Origin of the sequence: Brevibacterium sp. S22 (assembly GCF_004745485.1) — a bacterium.
Classification (GTDB): Bacteria; Actinomycetota; Actinomycetes; order Actinomycetales; family Brevibacteriaceae; genus Brevibacterium.
Genome location: NZ_RHFG01000003.1, coordinates 1 through 20,882 on the forward strand (window position 1 = coordinate 1; position 20,882 = coordinate 20,882).

Sequence of the window (20,882 nt, forward strand, 5' to 3'; positions counted from 1 at the left end):
ACCCGTGATCGAAGAGTTCGACCGCGGCTTGGGCTTGCTCGTCGGTGATCAGACAGTTGTGACGCATGGAGTGGTCCCTTCAAGTTGTCCTGTGTTAATCACAGTCCAACTTTCGGGGACCACTCCACGCTGGGTTGTTAAGCCGCCGTCAGGTAGTTCGGGGAGGGGAGAGGGCCGGTCACTCTCTCGCCTGGGTGCGAATCCTCAGTTCGCCAGTGCGTGTGCCACGGATACGGCTTCGAAGCCGAACGCCTCGGCGACGTTGTCATTGGTGACGTGGCCGTTGTGGACATTGAGTCCGCGCGCCAGTGCCGAATCGTTCAACAACGCCTGGTGCCATCCCTGATCGGCGATCTTGACGGCAAAAGGCAGGGTCGCATTCGTCAGCGCAGCCGTGGCCGTGTTCGGCACGGCTCCGGGCATGTTCGCCACGCAGTAGTACACCGAGTTGTGCACGGTGAACGTCGGATCATCATGAGTGGTCGGACGGGAGTTCTCGAAGCAGCCGCCCTGGTCGATGGCGATGTCGACGAGAACCGAACCCGGTTTCATCCTGGCGACCATCTCATCGGTGACGAGCTTCGGCGCCTTCTTTCCCGGGATGAGCACCGAACCGATGACGAGGTCGGCTGCGGCCAGAGACTTCGTGATCTCGTACTTGTTCGACACCTTCGTGGCGATCGCCCCGGCGAAGGTCTCGTCGATCTGGCGCAGGCGGGGGATGTTGATGTCGATGACCTCGACGTTCGCCCCGAGGCCCAGCGCCATGCGTGCCGCATTCGTCCCGGCCACACCGGCGCCGATGACGACGACGTTGGCGCGTTCGACTCCGGGCACTCCGGAGAGCAGGATTCCACGGCCGCCTTCGGCCTTTAGCAGGCTGTGGGCACCGACCTGAGTCGACAGTCGGCCGGCGATCTCACTCATCGGGGCCAGCAGCGGCAGGCCGCCGCCGTCGGGAGCGACGGTCTCATAGGCAATCGCCGTGGTCCCGGCGTTCATCAGGGCCTTGGTCAGCGCCTCATCGGCGGCGAGATGGAGGTAGGTGAACAGGACGAGGTCCTTGCGCAGGAAACCGTACTCTGAGGCGATGGGCTCCTTGACCTTGAGCACGAGGTCGCCGGCGGCCCAGGTCGCGGCGGCATCGGGGGCGACCTTTGCACCTGCCGTTTCGTATTCCGCATCGGTGATGAAGGAGCCTTCGCCGGCTCCGGCCTGGACGGTGACCTCGTGTCCGTGGGCGACGAGTTCGTGGACGCCGGCAGCGGTGATAGCGACTCGGAACTCGTTGTTCTTGACCTCGGTGGGCACTGAAATGCGCATTGCTGTCCTTCTCTCCTGATGATGTGCCGCAGGGGCGGAGGCGACCGACTTCTCCGTCGGCCGTCGATGGTGACAACTCTATTCCTTTGAAGGTTTGGAGAGCAAACCTTTAGATCTGTTTTCGTCATCTCAAATACGGAATCAGTGTGTCTGAGTACCAGATAACGCGGAATACATGATTCCAGTCGGGGAGAGACAGCACTATAGGTGCAGATAAGAGGATGGATGGAGAGTCAGCAGCACGTGCCGTCAGTTCGGCTCCTGAAACGGTAAGCTGAAAGTGTCAATGCAGAACCCTGCCGAGGAGGGAAGGCTAGCCATGGGACTCTACGAAGATATCGACGACCCGAACTCGAAGTATTACTTCAACCTCGAGACGAACACCGTCGAAAAGGGGCTGGTCAGCGATTGGACCCACCGCATGGGTCCATACGAGACCGAGGAAGTTGCCCGCGCCGCACTGGAGAAGGCACGGGAGCGCAGTCAGAAGTGGGACGATGACGACGAGAAGTGGAACGGCTGAATGTCGCGTCAGGAGGAATTCGTTCTCAGGACGGTCGAGGATCGTGAAGTCCGATTCATCCGACTCTGGTTCACCGATGTCCTCGGACAGCTGAAGTCCGTGGCCATCGTCCCCGCCGAACTCGAAGGTGCCTTCTCCGAAGGCATCGGGTTCGACGGCTCGGCAGTCGAGGGACTGTCGCGGGTGTTCGAGGCCGATATGGTGCTCAAGCCCGACCCCTCGACGTTCTCCTTGCTGCCCTGGCGCGGGGAGACCGAACCGACCGGGCGGATGTTCTGTGACATCCATGTGCCCGGCGGCGAGCCGGCGCCGGCGGATCCGCGCAACGTCCTCAAACGCACTCTGGCGAAGGCCGCTGAACGCGGTTTCACCTTCTATGTGCATCCTGAGATCGAGTTCTACCTGTTCAAAACCGACAACCTCGACCCCGTCTCCGGGATCAGTGACGGTACCGCGCCGATGCCCGTCGACACGGCCGGCTATTTCGATCATGTCAACGGCGGCACGGCCAATGACTTCCGTCGGGAAGCAGTCACCATGCTCGAAGCCATGGGACTGTCCGTGGAGTTCTCCCACCATGAGGCCGGACCCGGTCAGAACGAGATCGACCTGCGCTACGCCGATGCACTGACGATGGCCGACAACGTCATGACGTTCCGATCGGTCATCAAAGAGGTGGCGATCTCTCAAGGTGTCTACGCCTCGTTCATGCCCAAACCGATGGCCGCACACCCGGGCAACGGGATGCACACTCATGTTTCGCTGTTCGAGGGTGAGAACAACGCCTTCTTCGAGCCGGGAGCTGAATATCAGCTGTCGAAGACAGGCCGCCAGTTCATCGCCGGACTTCTCACCCACGCCGCTGAGATCTCAGCGGTGACCAACCAGCACGTGAACTCCTATAAGCGGTTGTGGACCGGTCATGAGGCCCCGTCCTATATCTCCTGGGGCCACCGCAACCGCTCCGCCCTCGTGAGAGTGCCGCAGTACAACTCCGGAAAGTCCTCATCCGCACGAGTCGAATACCGTGCACTGGACTCCGCAGCGAACCCGTACCTGTCATATGCCCTTATGCTCGCGGCAGGGCTCAAAGGGGTCGAAGAGGGCTATGAACTGCCCGAAGAGGCCGAGGACAATGTCTGGCAGCTCTCCGACACCGAACGCCGAGCAATGGGCATCGAGGCGCTGCCGCGCAGCCTGTCCCATGCTCTGGAGCTGATGGAAGGCTCAGACCTCGCCGCCGAGACCCTGGGCGAGGAAGTGTTCGACTTCTTCCTGCGCAACAAACGCCAGGAATGGACCGACTACCGTGCGCAGGTGACTCCGTACGAACTCGCCAAGCACTTCACCTCGATGTGATGGCCGGAATCACCTCACGCACCACCAGCATCCCGGACGCGACCGCCCGCTTCCTCCATGAGCTCGACGAGTTCCTCGGCCAGCCTTTGGCCACGGACTCGCGATTCATCGACCTGCTCATGGCCACACCCGACCCGCATGGGGCGGCGCTGGGCCTGCTGCGAGTGGTCGAAGCGGCAGGGGAGGACTCCGCGGCGCTGCTGGACGCTGTGAGGTCGGAATCGCAGAGCGATCTGGCCGAGGACGAACTCAACCGTCCGCTCCTGGCCCGCTTGCTCGCAGTCCTCGGAACTTCGGAGGCGATGGTCGACCACCTCGTCCGACATCCCGACTCATTGCCCCTGCTGCTCGCCCCAGACCCGTTCCTGTTGATCTCCACCCCGGCCGCGTCAGCGGTCTCCCTGCGTGCCGAGATGCTCACGGCGGTCGGCGCGGATCCGGACGATCCGGCCCCGCGCTCCACAATGACTGGTGATGAAGGTGTCAAAGCTCTGCGCCGCAACTACCGTGACGCAGTCCTCCGCCTCGTCGCCGATGACCTGTCCGCAGAATCCCCGGAAGAGATCGTCGACCATGTCATGGCCGTCCTGTCCGACCTGGCCGCTGCCGCGCTGGACACAGCCCTGGCCATCGCGCGTGCCGAACTCGACGAGGCGGCCGACATCCGTCTGGCAGTCATCGCCCTGGGCAAGACCGGAGCACGAGAGCTCAACTACGTCTCCGACGTCGACGTCGTCTTCGTCCTCGACTCCGTAGAGACCGAGGGAGCCAGGACCTCAGCCACCGACCTCGCCCAACGCATGCGCAGCATCCTCTCCGACGCCGGAGGCGAACCCGCACTGTGGGAAGTCGATACGGCGCTGCGCCCCGAAGGCAAAGCCGGAGCACTCGTGCGAACGCTGTCTGAGTTCGAACACTATTACGACGAAATCGCCGAGAACTGGGAATTCCAAGCCCTGCTCAAGGCCCGACCCGTCGCCGGTGACGTCGAGGTGGGCGAGGCATTCTCCGAATCGCTGCTCCCGATGGTCTGGCAGGCTGCCAGCCGTTCGGGCTTCATCGATGGGATCCGGGCAATGCGCCGACGTGTCGTCGACCTGATCCCAGCCGTCGAAGCTCCTCGTCAGATCAAACTGGGTCGCGGCGGACTGCGTGACGTCGAGTTCTCCGCACAGATGCTCCAGCTCGTCCACGGACGCAATGATGAGGACATCCGCACTCCGAACACTCTCGTCGCACTCGGCGAACTGGGAGAACACGGGTATATCGGCCAGCAGGACGCCTCCGTGTTCTCCACCGCCTACCGGTTCATGCGCGTCGTCGAACACCGAGTGCAGATCCCGCGGATGATGCGCAATGCGCTCATCCCCGACGACGAAGCCAAGCTGCGGGTGCTGGCCCGTTCCGTCTTCCGTTCCGGTTCTCGAACCGGAGACCGTCTCGAAGAGACCCGCCGGGACTATGCGAAACAGGTCACACGCCTCCACGAACAGATCTTCTATCGACCCATCCTCGAGGCGGCTGTCGGCATCCACGGAGCCGTTGTGGATGCTCAGAAGCGGGGATCGAGCCTGCAGGCGGCAGCCGATCGTCTCCAAGCGTTCGGCTACGTCGACCCGCAGGGGGCATTGGGTCATATCAAGGCGCTGACCACAGGAATGTCGCGCACCGCAATGGTCATCAAGCAGGTGCTTCCGGCACTGCTCGACTGGTTCTCCGATGGGGTCGAACCCGACCGGGCGCTGCTGGCCTTCCGCCGCCTGAGCGAATCGCTGTCATCGTCGGGATGGTTCCTCAAGATGCTCCGTGATTCCGGGCTGGCATCCAAGTCGGTGGCCGAAGTGCTCTCACTGTCCGGCTATGCGACCGAACTGCTGCTGCGCCAGCCGGCTGCCGTGGCCTGGCTGGATCGTCATGCGAACCTCGAGGCTCGTGATCTGAAGATCCTCAACGCCGAGGTCGACGGACTGCTCCGACGCCATGGTGCCGAAGCGGTGACACCCATCCGTGAGACCTACAGTCGGGAACTGCTGCGCATCGCTCTGCGCGACGTCCTGGGAGTCGGAGATCGGGCCGAGATACCCGGCGATCTCTCCGACCTCATGGACCTGGCCGTGCGCGGTGCTCTGCAGGCCATCCGAACAGATCTCGACGGCCCCGAGACCCCGGACTACGAATTCGGGATCATCGCCATGGGCCGTTGGGGCGGCCGTGAGATCGGCTACTTCTCCGACGCCGATGCGATGTTCGTGTACCGCCCCTCAGACGACGATCTTGATGCGGAGAGCCGCGGGAAGCTGAGCAAGCACGTGACGAAGGTGGCCCTCCAGCTGTCCTCCCGTCTCAAGGCCAGCGAAGGGGCTCAGGGAGTGGACCTCGACGCGGATCTGCGCCCCGAAGGCAAGAACGGTCCGTTGGTGCGCAGCTTCTCGTCCTACCAGGCCTACTATGCGAAGTGGTCGCAGCCGTGGGAGGCTCAGGCACTGCTGCGTGCACGTCCGGTCGCCGGCGACGACGGACTCATCGCCGATTTCCTTTCGCTGATCGATCCGCTGCGGTATCCGGTGGAGATGCCGCAGAAGGCATTGACTCAGGTGCGCACGCTCAAGGCGCGAATGGAGGACGAACGTCTGCCGCGCAATGCGGACAAACGCCGTCATCTCAAGCTCGGCCGAGGCGGCCTCTCCGATGTCGAATGGACCGTGCAGCTGCTGCAGCTCCAACACGGGCATCGAGTGGAAGGGCTGCACACGACCTCGACGCTGCCGGCTCTCGATGCGGCCATGGACGCCGACCTGCTGCCGCCCGAAGGTGCCGAACAGCTGGCCGCTGCGTGGCAGCTCGCGACAGATGTGCGTTCAGCCGTGATGCTCTTCCGCGGTCGCACTGCCGAATCGCTGCCTGTCGACCACACGGAACTCGAAGCTGCGGCCCGACTGCTCGGCTATCCGGCCGGAGCGGGCCATGACCTCGAAGACGACTATCTGCGCACCACCAGGCACGCTCGATCTGTGATGGAACACCGCTTCTACGACTTCTGACGCATCACCCCGGCAGTATGTCCTCGAGCGGAACCGAATCTGCCGACCGTCGAACGCTCAGTCCTCGAATTCGAGCCCGAGCAGGGCGTTCTCGACGACCTCGGGCAGGGCCGGATGGATCCAATACTGTCCGGTGGCCACCTCATCGGCTTTCTGACCGAAGGCCATCGCCTGGATGAGCGGTTGGATGAGCATCGATGCTTCATGCCCGACGATATGCGCACCCAGGATGTGGCGGGTGCCGCGGTCGGCGATGATCTTCACGATTCCCGGATCATCGGCCATCGCCCAGCCATAGGCGACATCGGAGAACTTCTGCACCTTCACCGTGACGTGGTGGCCGGCCTCCGTGGCCTGCGCCTCTGTCATTCCCACATAGGAGACCTGAGGGGAGGAGAACACGGCACCGGGAACGGCATGGTGATTGACGACAGCGAGGTCGCGGACTCGAGCACTTCCCGGCGCCCCCGCCGCGACGTCTGCGGCCAGATTGCGCCCGACGATCTTCGCTTCGTGGTTGGCGACATGTTTGAGCTGGTGAGGTGAGGAGATGTCGCCGAGTGCGAACACTCCCGGAACGGGTTGACCGGCGGAGAGGACTCGTTGGTGCTCGTCGACGGACAGACGCCTGCCGTCGGTGATGTCGAAGCCGGCGGCCCCGACGTCGAGCTCGCCGGTGTTGGGGACCCGTCCCGTGGCCACGAGCACGCCGTCAGCGGTGATCGTCTCCGGCAGGTCCACCTCGGCGAGGCGCCCGCTGGGTTCGAGGGTCAGCGTGACCTCACCATCGGCGATGTCGATCTGCTTCGACTGAGCCCCGTGAAGAACCGTATGCGAGGCTCCGAAGACCCGGGTGAATTCCTCGGCGGCCTCCTCATCGATATTGCCCAGGAGGCGGGGCCCACGGGCCAGGACGGTCACCTCGGTGCCGAGAGAGGCGAAGACATGGGCGAATTCCATGGCGACGATCCCAGAGCCGATGATGATCAGGCGCCCCGGCTGCTCGGAACGGCGCATCACCGTGTTCGAAGTGAACACCGGGTAGTCGTCGGTATCGATGCGGGCCGTGTCGAGCCCGGCGATGTCGGGGATTCTCGGATGCGCGCCGGCGGCGATGACGATGCGATCGGCGGTGATCTCCTCCCCGGAGGCGGTGTGTACGGTCTTCTCTCCGGTGAAGTGAACATGTTCGGGGACGACGGTGATATTGGGTTGGCGATCGCTGCTGCGGTATTCGCGTCCTCCGGACTCGATCGCGTCGACGCGAGAGAAGATGCGCTCCTGGAGTCCTGCCCAATCGACTTCGGGGTGGGTCGGAGTCAGATTGTAACGGTCAGCCTGGGTGGCCTGCTCGGCAAGGGTTGCGGGGTAGACGAACATCTTCGTCGGAATGCAGCCGACGTTGAGGCAGGTGCCGCCGAAGTGCCATTCCTCAGCGATGGCGGTCTTCAGTCCCGCGAATCGCTTGTCGAGGAACATATTTCCCGAACCGGTGCCGATGAGCAGCAGGTCATAGTGCGTCAAAGTCAATCCCTTCGATGATGCGCGATCCGGCGGGCCGTGTCTGCGGCCGCAGAGCCGTGAGGGCGTCACGGGTATGAACCCGTGACGCCCTCACTCTATTCCACTCGGTCGCCGAGTCTCAGCTCGACGGGGGATCGGCCGTCGGTGAAGGTCAGAGTGCGTAGTAGAGCTCGAACTCCGTCGGGGTCGGACGCAGGCGTGCGACATCGAGTTCGTTCTCACGTTTGATGCGGATCCACGTCTCGATGAGGTCGGGAGTGAACACATCGCCGGCGGTCAGGAAGTCGTGGTCCTTCTCCAGCTCGTTGAGCGCCTCGTCGAGCGTGCCGGGAACGAGTTTGATGTCCTTGGCCTCCTCCGGCGGGAGCTCGTAGAGGTCCTTGTCGATGGGCTCCGGCGGTTCGATGCGGTTGCGGATTCCGTCGAGCCCGGCCATGAGCTGGGCCGAGAAAGCGAGGTAGGGGTTCGACGATGGGTCCGGAACGCGGAATTCGAGACGCTTGGCCTTCGGCGAGGTTCCGGTCACAGGAATGCGGATCGCAGCCGAACGGTTGCGAGCGGAGTAGACGAGGTTGACCGGAGCCTCATAGCCGGGCACGAGGCGGCGGTAGGAGTTGATCGTCGGGTTCGTGAACGCCAGCACCGCTCCGGCGTGTTCGATCAGCCCGCCGATGTACCAGCGCGCAAGATCGGAGAGTCCTCCATAGCCGTTCTCATCATAGAAGAGAGGCTCGCCGTTCTTCCACAGCGACTGGTGGCAATGCATACCCGAACCGTTGTCGTCGAAGAGCGGCTTGGGCATGAAGGTTGCGGACTTGCCGAGTTCGTAGGCGCGGTTCTTGATCACATACTTGAAGTCCAGCAACTGATCACCGGCGTGCTGCAGAGTCTTGAACTTGTAGTTGATCTCCTGCTGGCCGGCGGTGCCCACCTCATGGTGCGCACGCTCCATCTCGAAACCTATCTGTTCGAGCATGAGCGACATGTCATCGCGGATATCCGCGTACTGGTCCTGAGGCGAGACCGGGAAGTAGCCGCCCTTGAACGGGGTCTTGTAACCCTGGTTTCCACCCTCTTCGTCGCGTCCGGTGTCCCACGCGGCTTCCTTGGACCCGATCTGGTAAAAGCTGCTGCCGGGGGTGTTCTCGTAGCGGATGGAGTCAAAGAGGTAGAACTCGGCTTCGGCACCGAAGAAGACGGTGTCGGCGATTCCGGTCGACTCGAGGTAGGCCTCGGCCTTCGCGGCCACCTGACGGGGATCACGTGAGTAGGGCTCGTCGGTGAAAGGGTCGACGATGGAGTGCGTGACGACCAGCGTCTTGGCCTCACGGAACGGATCGATGTAGGCGGAGCTGACATCGGCGAGCAGCTTCATATCCGATTCATGGATGCCTTGAAAGCCTGTGATGGAGGACCCGTCGAAGAGCAGACCTTCGGTGATCTCCTCAGTGCCGTAGGAGGCGGCGGGGAGGTTGAAGTGCTGGACCACACCGGGCAGGTCGCAGAACCGGACATCGACGAATTTGACGTCATTGTCCGATATGTAGTTGACGAGTTCTTCAGCAGACGAGAACACTTAGGTCTCCTAGTTCGTGTACGGTGGCCGTTTGTCCTGACCACGGTCAATCCTAGTCGCCGAAGAATGAAGTAGTGATGTCGCCCATGTTTCGGGCATGTTTCCTGAGGATCCACTCAGGCCGGATTTCGTAGGCTGGGGGAGTGATCAATCGTGACGACCTTGGTTCCTGGCTCGAAGGACCCCGGTTCGACAGGGAAGAAGACGACTGGCCCGGAAAGCGGCTGGGTCTGCCTGTCAACGGCTCGCATTCTCTGGCCCCGGCGTGGAAGCGCATCCTCGCCCTTATCGTCGACTGGCTGATGTGTCTGGCGATCGCCAATCTCATCGATCCGGCGAATCCGATCCTCGCCCCTGCCATCTTCGCTGTCGAGAACTTCGTGCTCGTCGGCACTCTCGGCTATTCGGTGGGGCATCGCCTCTTCGGCATCGAAGTCCGTCGCCTCGACGGTCATGTGCCGGGACTGCTCAAGTCCCTCATCCGCGCGGTGCTCGTCGTGCTCGTCATTCCCGCTCTCATCTTCAACCGGGACAACCGCGGAGTCCACGACTTGGCGGCGGGCACGGTCATCCTCCGCCGCTGAATCCTCAATTTGCTACCTGACGGCGGCTCAGCAACCTCGCGCGAGGTTGCTGAGCCGCCGTCAGGTAGCAAATTGAGGGGCGACGCTGGGCGTCGGCGGATCAGCGTCCGCGCATCGCCTTGTGGTTCGGGCGGGCCTTGTTCGGGTCGATGCCCTTCGGGATCGGCGGGCGCGAGCCCTGCGTTCCCAGGGCGGCCAGACGATTGCGCACAGCCAGGACCTCGGCGCGGTTGAGTTTGCGAGGCAGTTTCTGCACGGCAGGAACGACCCGCTTCATTGCCAGCTGGCCCTCTTCCTTACCGCCCTGGAAGGTGTGGACCGGGACGTTGGGGAGGATGCGTTCGTGACGCTTCTTCTCCTTGGCCAGCAGCTTCGCACTGCGTGCCTTCGGGCCTTCGCTGAGGAGGACGACTCCGGCACGACCGGTCGAGCGGAACACGAGGTCGCGACTCTTCGGGTCGACTGCGATCGGCTTCTCATCCATGAGGTAACCGCGACGAGCGGTGTTGAGGACGGCGCCGAAGGCTCCGGGCTGTCCGTCCATCTGAGCGAATGCCGCGGTCTCGGCGAAACGACCGAGCATGAACATGCCCAGCAGAAGACCGACCATGAAACCGAGGATGGTCGTGAAGATCATCCCGCCGAACACGTATCCGGCGCCGAGGCCGATGATCGTGCAACCCAGCACGGCTGCGGCCAACAGCCAGGGGGTCGCCTTATTGTGTTTGGCTGACAGCTCATAGACCTGGCGCATCTGCGCCAGACGGCCGGGCTTCTTGTTCGGATCCTTGGGCTTGCGCCGGAAGAGTCCCTTGCGCGGTTCTTCGTTCATTCTCTCACTTGCTCTTGAAGGGCGGTGCGGCGTCGCCTCCGGAAGTCAGGGAAGACCGACGCTCATTGCTCAGCAGTCAAGTCTACCTCTTCGCCGGGTCCGAAGGTATCCACAACGGCCTGTGCTTCCTGTTTGGCAGGTGTGTGCTTGTCCAGGTGCGCCAGATGCGAAGGGATCTCCTCACCGCGGCGGCGCATTGCGGTCGCCCACAGCCGGCCGGCCCGGTACGACGAGCGCACGAGCGGGCCCGACATGACACCGAGGAAGCCGATCTCCTCAGCCGCATCACGCAGCATCACGAAGTCAGCGGGCTTCACCCAGCGAGTGACGGGATGGTGCCTGGGCGATGGACGCAGATACTGCGTGATCGTGATGAGGTCGCATCCGGCTTCGTGCAGGTCCTGCAGGGCGGAGATGATCTCGTCATTCGTCTCACCCATGCCGAGGATGAGGTTGGATTTCGTCACCAGACCGGCTTCACGGGCCTGCGTGATCACCGACAGCGAGCGTTCGTAGCGGAATGCGGGACGGATCCGTTTGAAGATGCGCGGAACCGTTTCGACATTGTGTGCGAGCACCTCGGGACGGGAGGAGAACACCTCGGCGAGCTGATCCGGCTTGGCATTGAAATCCGGGATGAGCAGCTCGACTCCGGTGCCTCGTCCATCGACATAGGACAGCTCGTGGATCTGGCGGACGGTCTCGGCGTAGAGCCAAGCGCCGCCGTCTTCGAGATCGTCACGGGCCACACCGGTGATCGTCGAGTAGCGCAGACCCATCTCCGCCACCGAGGCGGCCACTCGGCGCGGTTCGTCGGCGTCGAATTCGGCCGGTCGGCCGGTATCGATCTGGCAGAAGTCACAGCGTCGGGTGCACTGTTCGCCGCCGATGAGGAAGGTCGCTTCGCGATCTTCCCAGCATTCGAAGATGTTCGGGCAGCCGGCTTCTTCGCACACCGTGTGCAGCTCCTGTTTGCGCACGAGCGACTTCAACGCGGTGTATTCGGGACCGATATGCGCCTTCGCTTTGATCCAGGCTGGCTTGTCCTCGATGGGAGTCTCGGAGTTGCGGGCCTCGACGCGGAGCATGCGGCGGCCTTCTGGTGCGATCGTCATCTGAGTTCTCCTAGGCGGTGATGGTCTCGTGCAGGATTTCGTCGAGTCGCGGCGCCACATCCACGGGAGTGACCGTGCGACCGAGTTCGGCACTGATGGACGTGGTGTCGGCGTCGGTGATCCCGCAGGGGATGATCGACTCGTACGCCCCGAGTTCGTTGCTGCAGTTCAGCGCCAGGCCGTGCATCGTCACGCCTTCGTGGATGCGGATGCCGATCGCTCCGATCTTGCGGTCACGACGGATGCCGTCACCTCGCAGCCAGACACCGGCTCGGCCCTCGATCGTGACGGCGGTGATGTCGTATTCGGCGAGCAGCCTGATCATTGCGTCTTCGAGCTGAGACACGAAGAGCCGAACCTCTTTGGGTTCATTGAGCTTGTAGATGCAGTACGCGACCAGCTGTCCGGGACCGTGCCAGGTGATCTTTCCGCCGCGGTCGACATCGATGACTTCGGTGCCGTCGGTCGGCCGCTCATGATCCTCGGTGCGCTTGCCGGCCGTATAGACCGGGGAATGCTCGAGGAGCAGGATGGTCGAGTCACGGTGACCTGCGAGCACTTCGTCGTAGTATCTCTTCTGCAATTCCCAAGTCTGCCGATAGTCCGAGAGGACCGGGGCGAACCCGAGCGTTTCTGTGGCCAGGGGCATAGCTCCACACTATGACTCTTGTCCCCAGTGTTCAATTTGTTCTCAATCACATCTGACGGCCTCCACAGAGGCTGTGGCCCTTGACACATAACTACGACAGCGATCATGATTAAATGTCATCAAACTGCAGATAACATCATCAACGGAGATGACGAATGATGACATGGGAGTTCCAGGCAACGATCGCGGATGATATTCACCGTTTACTCGATTCCGGTGGCCGCAGTGCGTGGGGTGTGGTGCACCGCGGCTTCGACGCCGATGATCCCCGCGTCCTCGCCATCACCGAGGTGGCTCTGCCGAATGGCGCACGTACCGTGCTCATCGTCCCCGCTTCGCCCGGCGGACTCGTCCTCGATGTCGTCCGTGCCTATCAGGGAGTGAACGAGGCCGAACTGTGCACTCTGTTTCTCGGCATCATCGAGGAACTCCGGACGTGCGCTGACCCCGACAAGAGGCTCACTCTGTCCGCGTTCGCACTCGATGCCGACGGTCGACCGGTGATCATCCCCGGTGTCTCGGCACCCATTGCGATGACGCCCCGCCGCGCCGTGGGGGAGATGATCTACCACGCCGTCTACGGTCGGCCGTGGGCCGAGGTGCTGCTTCCGATCAATCTCGCGCTGGCCGAATCATCGTCGTCCCTGCGGTCGCTCGTCGCCGACCTCCTGGACGACGCGTCTTCCGATATCGGATTGGATTCCGCCCTCGCCGAGGCGGCCGAATCGCTGCGCACCCTCGACCGTCCTGCTGCGCTGCCGCTTGTGCCTGCCGAGAGTCAAACAGCACCCGAATCAGCACTCACTGCGCGTCTGCGCGCGGCGTCCGGACATTCCCCGGACCGCAACTCCGGTCAGGATACCGGTCGAAGCACGGGTGCCCCCGCTCCGCCATTGCGTGCGGGACGAGTGTCTCCGCTGCGTGCAGGGGCGAAGAGTTCGCGTCGGTCGAGACGAGAACCCGCTGCTCGAAGCAGTCTGCTGAGGACTGCGCTGCGTGCCGTGGATGCTCTGTCATCCCGGCTGCGCGCAGCCGAAGCATCGCGCGTCGTCGGTCGCCGCACCCTGCTGATCGGTGCCGCCGTATGCCTGACGCTTCTCGGCGGTGTGGCCGTCTGGTCCTCGTGGGCGAACACCACGGCCGTGAGCGGCGAAGAAATCCCATCCGGCGGGGAAGCGCACTCCTCGGACGAACAGACGTCGTCCCTCGGTGTCCCCGAGGTCACCGGTGTCTTGGAGGATCTGTGTGAGTCTCGGGCCCGGGCGCTGAGCGACGGCGATGCGGCGGCTCTGCAGGCCTTGTCGGTTCCCGAGTCATCTGCCGCGGCTGCGGACGAGCTCATCGATCCTTCTGCCTTCACCGGCTCCGACTATTCGATCGACGTCGAGGATGTCGAGATCGTCACAGCCGAGGAGGACCGTGTCGTCGCCTCGGCACTCATGCGTTCGAGTGCGGGCAGCGGTGACGCGCTGCAGGAATTCGCCGCGCAGACGGTCGAGTTCGAACTCGAGAGAGTCGAGGGTGCATGGCTGGTCGCAGAGGTCCGCGAGATCGACGGTCCGTGAATGACCCGAGGGGCCGACCACGAATGGTCGGCCCCTCGATAGTTGTGGCGGCTCAGAGGTCGAGATCTGCCTCGAAGTTGCCCTCTTCCAGACGCGCCTTGATGGTCTGCAGGAAACGCCCCGCATCCGCACCGTCGACCAGCTGGTGATTGTAGGTCAACGGCAGGTACACCATGTCACGGATGGCGATCGCCTCTTCACCGTCAGCCGTCTTCACTGCGATCGGACGACGGACGATGGCACCCGTGCCGAGGATGCCCATCTGCGGCTGGTTGATGATCGGCGTATCGAACAGCGCCCCGACAGAACCGATGTTGGTCACCGTGAAGGTTCCGCCCGCGAGCTCATCAGGCATGATCTTGTTGTTGCGTGTCCGGTCAGCGACATCATCGATGGCCTTGGACAGACCCGCGACGCTGAGGCCACCGGCATCCTTGATCACGGGCACGAGCAGTCCGCGCGGGGTGTCCACCGCGACGGCCAGGTGTTCGTGATCGAAGTAGGTGATCTGCTGCGACTCGAGATCGTACTGAGCGTTGACCTTCGGATGCACCTGAAGCGCTTCGACGATGGACTTCGCAAAGAACGGCAGGTAGGTCAGCTTCGAACCGTGCTTGGCCTGGAATGCCTCCTTATTGGCCTTGCGCAGTTTGACGATCCGGGACATGTCGACTTCGACGACCTGCGTGAGCTGAGCGGAGACCTCGAGGGACTCGCTCATGCGCTTGGCGATGGTCTGACGGATCCGCGAAGCCTTCTCCGTGGTGCCGCGCAGCTTCGCGACCTCCTCGGGGATCTCGACCTTGAACGGAGCCTTGGGCGCTCCGGCAGGCGCGGCCGACTGAGCAGCCGGTGCGGCTGCCGGGCCGTTCTTCGCAGCCGTCTCGACATCCTGTTTGCGGATGCGACCGCCCACTCCGGTGCCGGATACCTTCGAGAGGTCGACGCCCTTCTCGCGGGCCAGGCGACGCACGAGTGGAGTGACATAGGCGGCGTTCTCGCCAACGGTGTCGGCGGCAGCAGGCGCCTGTGAAGCGGCCTCCACAGGCTCTTCGGCCTGAGCCGATGCGGCGGCCTGAGCCGATGCCGGCTGGGGAGCCGACTCCTGCTTCGGTGCCTCCTGAGCGGGGGCCTCCTGCTTCGGTGCCTCCTGTTTCGGAGCCTCCTCGGCAGGCGCTTCTTCCTGAGGAGCCTCCTCGGCAGGCGCTTCTTCCTGAGGAGCCTCCTCGGCAGGTGCTTCTTCCTGAGGAGCTTCCTCTGCCGATGCGGACTCGGCGGGAGCGGACTCGGCCGGAGCACCGGAACCGATGCGGGCCAGAGGTGCGCCGACCTCGACGGTGTCGTCCTCTTCCGCCAGGTGAGCCTGAACGACTCCGGCGACGGGGGAGGGAACTTCGGTGTCGACTTTGTCGGTCGAGACTTCGAGCAGCGGTTCGTCGACCTCGACCTCTTCACCGACTTCCTTGAGCCACCGGGTCACGGTGCCTTCGGTGACGGATTCGCCGAGTGCGGGCATCGTGATCTCGGTGCCCTCGGACGAGCCGGAGTCGGCAGCGGCCGGAGCGGATTCCTCCGCCGGTGCCTCCTCTGCTGCGGGTGCAGCCTCTTCAGCGGGTGCCTCTTCGGTCGGGGCCTCTGCAGGCTCCTCGGCGGCTTCTTCGGACGCCGGAGCTTCGTCGTCGGAGGAAGCGCCGCTGCCGTCGCCGATGTAGGCGAGGTCGCCGCCGACCTCGACCACGTCATCTTCCTCGGCCAGGACCTTCTCCAGGGTTCCCGCGTAGGGGCTGGGGATCTCAGTGTCGACCTTGTCGGTCGACACTTCGAGCAACGGCTCGTCTACCTCGACTTCTTCGCCCACTTCCTTGAGCCAGCGAGTGACAGTGCCCTCGGTGACCGACTCTCCGAGAGCCGGCATCTGAACGGAATTCGACATGAGTATTCGTCTCCTCGGATCTTATGAGTGGAAGTGCAGGGGTTTGCCGGCCAGGGCGAGGTGAGCCTCGCCCATCGCTTCGTTCTGCGTGGGGTGAGCGTGGATGAGCTGTGCGACTTCCTCGGGGAAGGCTTCCCAATTGACGATGAGCTGCGCCTCACCGGCCTGCTCGGACAGTCGAGCACCGATGCCGTGAACACCGACGACCGGTCCGTCCTTCTCGCGGATGACTTTGATCAGCCCGCTCGTGTTGAGAATCACCGACTTGCCGTTGCCGCCGAGGTTGTACTCGAGCGATTCGACCTGATCCTTGCCGTACTTCTCCTCGGCCTGAGCAGACGAGAGCCCGACGGAGAAGATCTCCGGCTCGCAGTAGGTCACGCGCGGGATGCCCGATTCGACGACCGGCACGGGGTTCAGGCCGGCGATCTCCTCGGCGATGAAGATACCCTGACCGAAGGCCCTGTGAGCCAGCTGGAGGCCGGGGACGATATCGCCGCACGCGTAGATGTTGCCGACGCCGGTGTGGAGACGTTCATTGGCCAGAACGAATCCGCGATCCATCGGGATGCCCTGCTCCTCGAATCCGAAGCCCTCGGTGACCGGGCCGCGTCCGACTGCCACGAGCAGGTACTCCGCTTCGAGCGTCGAACCGTCTTCGAGGGTGACCTTGACACCGTCCGCGGTCTCTTCGACACCCTTGAACATGGTCCCGAGCTTGAACTTGATCTTGCGCTTCTTGAAGGCACGCTCGAGGTTCTTGGAAATGGTCTCGTCCTCGTTGGCCACGAGGTGCTTGAGACCTTCGACGATCGTGACGTCGGCTCCGAAGGAGTTCCAGACGCTGGCGAACTCGACGCCGATGACGCCGCCGCCGAGCACGATGGCCGAACTCGGGACCTTGTCGAGCTCCAGAGCTTCGGTGCTGGTGATCACGCGGTCGGTGACCTCGAGCCCGATGGTCTTGGACGTCGAACCGGTCGAGAGCAGAACGTTCGTTCCCTTGACGGTGTGGTCTCCGTCCTCGCCGGTGACTTCGACGGTGTCTTTGCCGGTCAGCTTGCCGGTGCCGAAGTAGGTGTCGATTCCGCGAGCCTTGACCAGTCCCTGCAGACCCTTGTAGTTCCGGGTGATGACCCCGTCCTTGTACTCGAGCACCTTGGCGATGTCGATCCCCTTGAACTCGGCTTCGATGCCGAAGGTCTCGGAGTTCTTAGCGGAGTCGGCGACCTCTGCAGCGTGCAGAAGAGCCTTTGTCGGCACGCAGCCGCGGTGCAGGCAGGTGCCTCCTACCTTGTCGCGTTCGATCAAAGCGACCTTCAGGTCGAGCTCTGCGGCTCGCAGAGCAGCGGCATAGCCACCGGTTCCGCCTCCCAGAACGACAAGGTCGTAGGTCAATTCGTCACTCACGGATTTCTCCTCGTAGCTGTGAATAAGCCTGCGGTACGCAGCTTTCAGTCTTATCTTTCCACTTTTCTTGCGCGGGGCGAAGAAAAACGCTGTCTGATTGGACACAGGTGGGCATCATCACGTTCACCTCGACAGCGTGTAGAACCACTGTGCTCAGGCCTTCGCCTTCGCGATTTCGATGAGGGTGCGCACCGCTGCTCCGGTCGCGGCCTTCGGTGTGTAGCCGAACGGTGCGGACCCGTTGAAACTGGGCCCGGCGATATCGATATGCGCCCAGTTCGCATCCTCGTCGACGAACTCACGCAGGAACGCGGCTGCGGCGAGCATGCCGCCGGGGCGCGGTCCGGAGTTCGTCAGATCGGCGGCAGTGGAGTCGAACCCGGAGAGCATCTCTTCGGGAATCGGCATCGCCCACATCTCCTCACCGGCCACGGACGCCGACGCGATGACCTCAGCCCGTGCTGCCTCGGAGCCCATGACACCGGAGGTGCGTTCACCGAGTGCGACGACCTGTGCACCGGTGAGAGTGGCCACATCGATGATCAGATCCGGGTTCTCCGCACCGGCGTCGGTGAGGGCATCGGCGAGGACCAGTCGTCCTTCGGCATCGGTGTTCGTGACTTCGACGGTCTTGCCGCTGCGCATCTTCAACACATCGCTGGGACGCTGCGCGGAAGATCCGGGCATGTTCTCAGCCATCGGCAGCCACGCGGTGACGCGGACCGGCAGCTTGAGGTCGGCGATGCCGAAGAGCGCCTGTACGACCGCTGCGGACCCGGCCATATCGGACTTCATGTCCTCCATGCTCTTCGCCGGCTTGAGCGAGATCCCGCCTGAGTCGAAGGTGATGCCCTTGCCGACGAAACTGAGATGGCGGTCGGCACCGCGTGGTGCGTATTCGACCTTGACCAGACGCGGCCCGCGAGTCGAACCCTGCCCGACGCCGATGATTCCGCCGTAGCCGCCGGCCTTGAGCTCCTTCTCACCGAGGACGGTGACCTTGAGCTTGCGGTCCTTGGCCTGATCCTTGACGATCTCCGCATAGGACTCCGGGTAGAGATCCAGCGGGGGTGTGTTGACGAGGTCGCGCGCTCGGTTCGTCGCGGCGGCGATGACCTCACCCGCGTCATGGGCGGTGGCGAAGGTTTTGCCCTTGGGACCGATGACCGTGATCTCACCCGGGGTCTTGCCTTCGCTGCGGTAGTCGAGGAACCGGTAGGTTCCGAGTCCGGCGCCGACGGTGACGGCTTCGACCTCGGCCGGCGTCGCAGCCGGCAGTGCCAGAGCGATCGAGTCGGCGCCGTCCAGGGCCCGCAGAGCCGAACCTGCGCCTCGACGCAGCGCTTCGGCCGTCGCGGCGACATCGGAGTCGTCGGGGTCGAAGTCGCCGAGGCCCACCAGCAGAACGGAGTCGGCGGTGAGGCCCTTCGGAGCGGGAACTCGAGCGGTGGATCCGGCCTTGCCGCTGAACCCGATGGCCGCGGCCGCCTCGTCGAGGGCGGTCCGTGCCGCCTTCGCGCCTGCGAGCCCGAGGACCTTCGAGTCCGCTGCCGCCAGTACCAGCACGGAGGCGGTGGCCTTCACCGGTGAGGTCGTGGAGTAGCTGCTGAGGGTGGATGCACCAGCCATGAGTTCCCTTTCAGTCGTCTTTGAACGTTGATTCGATCCTAATGCCTAATCCGCGCAGTTGCTGAAGCGGTGACGGAGGCGCCTGCTCAAGCGCTGAGGAACTCTGACATATTCTGGGTGCGTGTACTCATTGATCTTCAGACTCCTCTTCGTTCCGATGGATGCCGAACGGGCCCATCACCTCTCCTTCTCCGCCCTGCGTCTCCTCGACTCCGTGCCTCTGCTCGGGCGTCTGCTCCGCTCCGTCTGCGCCCGCGGCACCGTCCGCCCCGCTGAAGTGATGGGTCTGCCCTTCGCCAATCGCGTCGGGCTGGCCGCAGGGTTCGACAAGAACGGCGTCGGAGTCCGTGCCCTGTCTTCGCTGGGCTTCGGTCATATCGAGGTCGGAACGATCACGGCTCATGCTCAGCCAGGCAATGACCGCCCGCGGCTGTTCCGTCTGCGAGAGAGTCTCGCCCTGCTCAATCGCATGGGGTTCAACAACGACGGAGCGCGACAGGCGTCGTTCAACATCACCGCCGAACGCAGGAAGATCGATGCCCTCCCGCAGAGTCTGCGCCCCATCGTGGGCATCAACATCGGCAAGACGAAGATCGTCGAGGCGACCGATGCGGTGGCCGACTATGCAGCCTCGACCCGGGCGCTGGCTCCGCTGGCCGATTACCTCGTCATCAATGTCAGCTCACCGAACACACCTGGTCTGCGGGATCTTCAGTCCGTGGGCAGCCTGGAGCCGATCATCACCGCAGTCCGTGACACCGCCGCCGAGGTGGTGGAGGTTCCGCGGTCGACGTTGGGGCACGTGCCTCTGCTGGTCAAGATCGCCCCGGACCTGGCCGACGAGGATGTCGCCGAGATCTGCGACCTCGCACTGCGCACCGGAGTCGACGGGCTCATCACGACGAATACGACGATCGACCGCGGCGTACTGTCCGGCACCGACGCAGAATTCGCAGAGGGCCAAGCCGGCGGGATCTCGGGTCGTCCCTTGGCCGCGCGCTCCTTGGATGTGCTCCGTTTGGTCAAGGCTGAAGTGGGCGACCGTCTGACGGTCATCTCCGTCGGGGGAGTCGCCGACGCGAACGACGCCCGGGCACGAGTGGCCGCGGGCGCCGATCTGGTTCAGGTCTACTCGGAGATGATCTACTCCGGACCGTTCTTCCCCGGCCGCATCGTCCGCGGCCTCGAGTCCAGCCGTCTGCTCACTCGGGGTACTGGCGACGCTTGACCTGAGGTTTGGGCATGCGCAGCGGACGCAGCTGGATGCTGCGCATCACCGCATAGAAGGTGATTCCCCGTTCGACCTCGCCGAACTTGGCCCGCAGCCGGTTCTTCAGGATGTAGCTGAGCACGAAGCCATCGAGGATGATCAGTGCGATGAGGCCCCAGACCGCGTAGGTGAAGTACTGCTGGATCTGGACCGGCTGCGTGAACGCGATGACGAGGATGAGGATCGCGGCGGGAATGAAGATCTCGCCGATCGAGAAGCGGGCATCGATGTAATCGCGGATATACCGGCGCTGCGGTCCCTTGTCACGACGAGTCAGGTACCTCTCCTCGCCGTTCATCATGCCGATGCGCGCACGATCACGCTCCTGCCGCTGCTGTTCCTTGGCCTTCTTATTCGCAACTCTGCGATCCTTGTTCACCAAAGGCTGACGGCGCGCAGACTCCTGTTGACTGCGCCTGGGCGTGGGCCGTCCCTTCTTCGCCTCCGCGTCTCGACGGGCGTCGGCTTCTGCGGAGAGGTCATCATGGACTGGCTGAGAGGCGGAGGTTTCGTCTTCCCCGCGAGATTTTTTGCTTCCGAACACGAGAT

16 protein-coding genes are annotated in these 20,882 nt (G+C 63.5%); 6 read left to right on the forward strand and 10 right to left on the reverse strand.

Annotated features, from left to right (window positions below; translation table 11 throughout):
• Positions 1 to 204: 204 nt before the first annotated feature.
• Positions 205 to 1,323, reverse strand: coding sequence for an alanine dehydrogenase (gene ald, locus EB835_RS04065; protein WP_135808212.1), 1,119 nt, complete (start codon positions 1,321 to 1,323; stop codon positions 205 to 207).
• 319 nt (positions 1,324 to 1,642) lie between these two features.
• On the opposite strand from ald, the gene EB835_RS04070 reads away from it, so the two are divergent.
• The 3 genes from EB835_RS04070 to EB835_RS04080 are packed head-to-tail and all read left to right on the forward strand — an operon-like array spanning position 1,643 to position 6,246.
• Positions 1,643 to 1,846 (forward strand): hypothetical protein, encoded by a 204-nt coding sequence (locus EB835_RS04070; protein ID WP_135808213.1) that lies wholly within the window; start codon positions 1,643 to 1,645, stop codon positions 1,844 to 1,846.
• On the forward strand, positions 1,847 to 3,205 hold the full coding sequence (gene glnA / locus EB835_RS04075; protein WP_135808214.1) for a type I glutamate--ammonia ligase: 1,359 nt from the start codon (positions 1,847 to 1,849) through the stop codon (positions 3,203 to 3,205).
• Positions 3,205 to 6,246 carry a bifunctional [glutamine synthetase] adenylyltransferase/[glutamine synthetase]-adenylyl-L-tyrosine phosphorylase gene (locus tag EB835_RS04080; protein ID WP_135808215.1) on the forward strand — a complete coding sequence of 1,014 codons (3,042 nt, stop codon included), beginning with the start codon at positions 3,205 to 3,207 and terminating at the stop codon, positions 6,244 to 6,246. The genes glnA (EB835_RS04075) and EB835_RS04080 overlap by 1 nt, the downstream gene beginning before the upstream one ends.
• Before the next feature lie 57 nt (positions 6,247 to 6,303).
• Here the strand turns inward: EB835_RS04080 and EB835_RS04085 are convergent, their stop codons facing one another.
• Both EB835_RS04085 and glnA (EB835_RS04090) read right to left on the reverse strand, forming a co-directional pair.
• A complete protein-coding gene (locus EB835_RS04085) occupies positions 6,304 to 7,770 on the reverse strand; it encodes a mycothione reductase (protein ID WP_135808216.1) in 1,467 nt (488 codons plus the stop codon).
• A gap of 151 nt (positions 7,771 to 7,921) precedes the next feature.
• Positions 7,922 to 9,346: a type I glutamate--ammonia ligase gene (glnA, locus tag EB835_RS04090; protein WP_135808217.1), complete on the reverse strand. Its 1,425-nt coding sequence runs from the start codon at positions 9,344 to 9,346 to the stop codon at positions 7,922 to 7,924.
• Between the two features lie 143 nt (positions 9,347 to 9,489).
• On the opposite strand from glnA (EB835_RS04090), the gene EB835_RS04095 reads away from it, so the two are divergent.
• On the forward strand, positions 9,490 to 9,930 hold the full coding sequence (locus EB835_RS04095; RefSeq protein ID WP_135808218.1) for an RDD family protein: 441 nt from the start codon (positions 9,490 to 9,492) through the stop codon (positions 9,928 to 9,930).
• A 100-nt stretch (positions 9,931 to 10,030) separates the two neighbouring features.
• Here the strand turns inward: EB835_RS04095 and EB835_RS04100 are convergent, their stop codons facing one another.
• The 3 genes from EB835_RS04100 to lipB form a co-directional block, all read right to left on the reverse strand.
• Entirely contained in the window at positions 10,031 to 10,762 is a 732-nt protein-coding gene (locus tag EB835_RS04100; RefSeq protein WP_135808219.1) for a DUF4191 domain-containing protein, read from the reverse strand.
• 62 nt (positions 10,763 to 10,824) lie between these two features.
• A complete protein-coding gene (lipA, locus tag EB835_RS04105; RefSeq protein WP_135808220.1) occupies positions 10,825 to 11,877 on the reverse strand; it encodes a lipoyl synthase in 1,053 nt (350 codons plus the stop codon).
• 10 nt (positions 11,878 to 11,887) lie between these two features.
• Positions 11,888 to 12,526: a lipoyl(octanoyl) transferase LipB gene (lipB, locus tag EB835_RS04110; RefSeq protein ID WP_135808221.1), complete on the reverse strand. Its 639-nt coding sequence runs from the start codon at positions 12,524 to 12,526 to the stop codon at positions 11,888 to 11,890.
• 155 nt (positions 12,527 to 12,681) lie between these two features.
• On the opposite strand from lipB, the gene EB835_RS04115 reads away from it, so the two are divergent.
• Entirely contained in the window at positions 12,682 to 14,091 is a 1,410-nt protein-coding gene (locus tag EB835_RS04115; RefSeq protein WP_135808222.1) for a hypothetical protein, read from the forward strand.
• 52 nt (positions 14,092 to 14,143) lie between these two features.
• Here EB835_RS04115 and sucB read toward each other — a convergent pair whose 3' ends face one another.
• The 3 genes from sucB to EB835_RS04130 all read right to left on the reverse strand — a co-directional run bounded on the left by sucB (position 14,144) and on the right by EB835_RS04130 (position 19,063).
• Positions 14,144 to 16,024, reverse strand: coding sequence for a 2-oxoglutarate dehydrogenase, E2 component, dihydrolipoamide succinyltransferase (sucB, locus tag EB835_RS04120; protein ID WP_135808223.1), 1,881 nt, complete (start codon positions 16,022 to 16,024; stop codon positions 14,144 to 14,146).
• 21 nt (positions 16,025 to 16,045) lie between these two features.
• Complete coding sequence (gene lpdA / locus EB835_RS04125; RefSeq protein ID WP_135808224.1) at positions 16,046 to 17,434, reverse strand: dihydrolipoyl dehydrogenase; 1,389 nt, start codon at positions 17,432 to 17,434, stop codon at positions 16,046 to 16,048.
• Between the two features lie 153 nt (positions 17,435 to 17,587).
• Positions 17,588 to 19,063, reverse strand: a complete 1,476-nt coding sequence (locus EB835_RS04130; RefSeq protein ID WP_135808225.1) for a leucyl aminopeptidase — start codon at positions 19,061 to 19,063, stop codon at positions 17,588 to 17,590.
• Between the two features lie 121 nt (positions 19,064 to 19,184).
• Between EB835_RS04130 and EB835_RS04135 the strand changes: the two genes are divergently transcribed.
• Entirely contained in the window at positions 19,185 to 20,291 is a 1,107-nt protein-coding gene (locus tag EB835_RS04135) for a quinone-dependent dihydroorotate dehydrogenase (RefSeq protein ID WP_135808226.1), read from the forward strand.
• Here the strand turns inward: EB835_RS04135 and EB835_RS04140 are convergent.
• Positions 20,266 to 20,877: a DUF3043 domain-containing protein gene (locus tag EB835_RS04140; protein ID WP_135808227.1), complete on the reverse strand. Its 612-nt coding sequence runs from the start codon at positions 20,875 to 20,877 to the stop codon at positions 20,266 to 20,268. The genes EB835_RS04135 and EB835_RS04140 overlap by 26 nt on opposite strands.
• Between the last annotated feature and the right edge of the window lie 5 nt (positions 20,878 to 20,882).

Coding starts and splice junctions, on each gene's coding strand:
- lipA (WP_135808220.1), bottom strand. CDS start 11,877: ATGACGATCGCACCAGAAGGCCGCCGCATGCTCCGCGTCGAGGCCCGC.
- lipB (WP_135808221.1), bottom strand. CDS start 12,526: ATGCCCCTGGCCACAGAAACGCTCGGGTTCGCCCCGGTCCTCTCGGAC.
- EB835_RS04115 (WP_135808222.1), top strand. CDS start 12,682: ATGATGACATGGGAGTTCCAGGCAACGATCGCGGATGATATTCACCGT.
- EB835_RS04080 (WP_135808215.1), top strand. CDS start 3,205: ATGGCCGGAATCACCTCACGCACCACCAGCATCCCGGACGCGACCGCC.
- ald (WP_135808212.1), bottom strand. CDS start 1,323: ATGCGCATTTCAGTGCCCACCGAGGTCAAGAACAACGAGTTCCGAGTC.
- EB835_RS04070 (WP_135808213.1), top strand. CDS start 1,643: ATGGGACTCTACGAAGATATCGACGACCCGAACTCGAAGTATTACTTC.
- sucB (WP_135808223.1), bottom strand. CDS start 16,024: ATGTCGAATTCCGTTCAGATGCCGGCTCTCGGAGAGTCGGTCACCGAG.
- glnA (WP_135808214.1), top strand. CDS start 1,847: ATGTCGCGTCAGGAGGAATTCGTTCTCAGGACGGTCGAGGATCGTGAA.
- EB835_RS04130 (WP_135808225.1), bottom strand. CDS start 19,063: ATGGCTGGTGCATCCACCCTCAGCAGCTACTCCACGACCTCACCGGTG.
- EB835_RS04100 (WP_135808219.1), bottom strand. CDS start 10,762: ATGAACGAAGAACCGCGCAAGGGACTCTTCCGGCGCAAGCCCAAGGAT.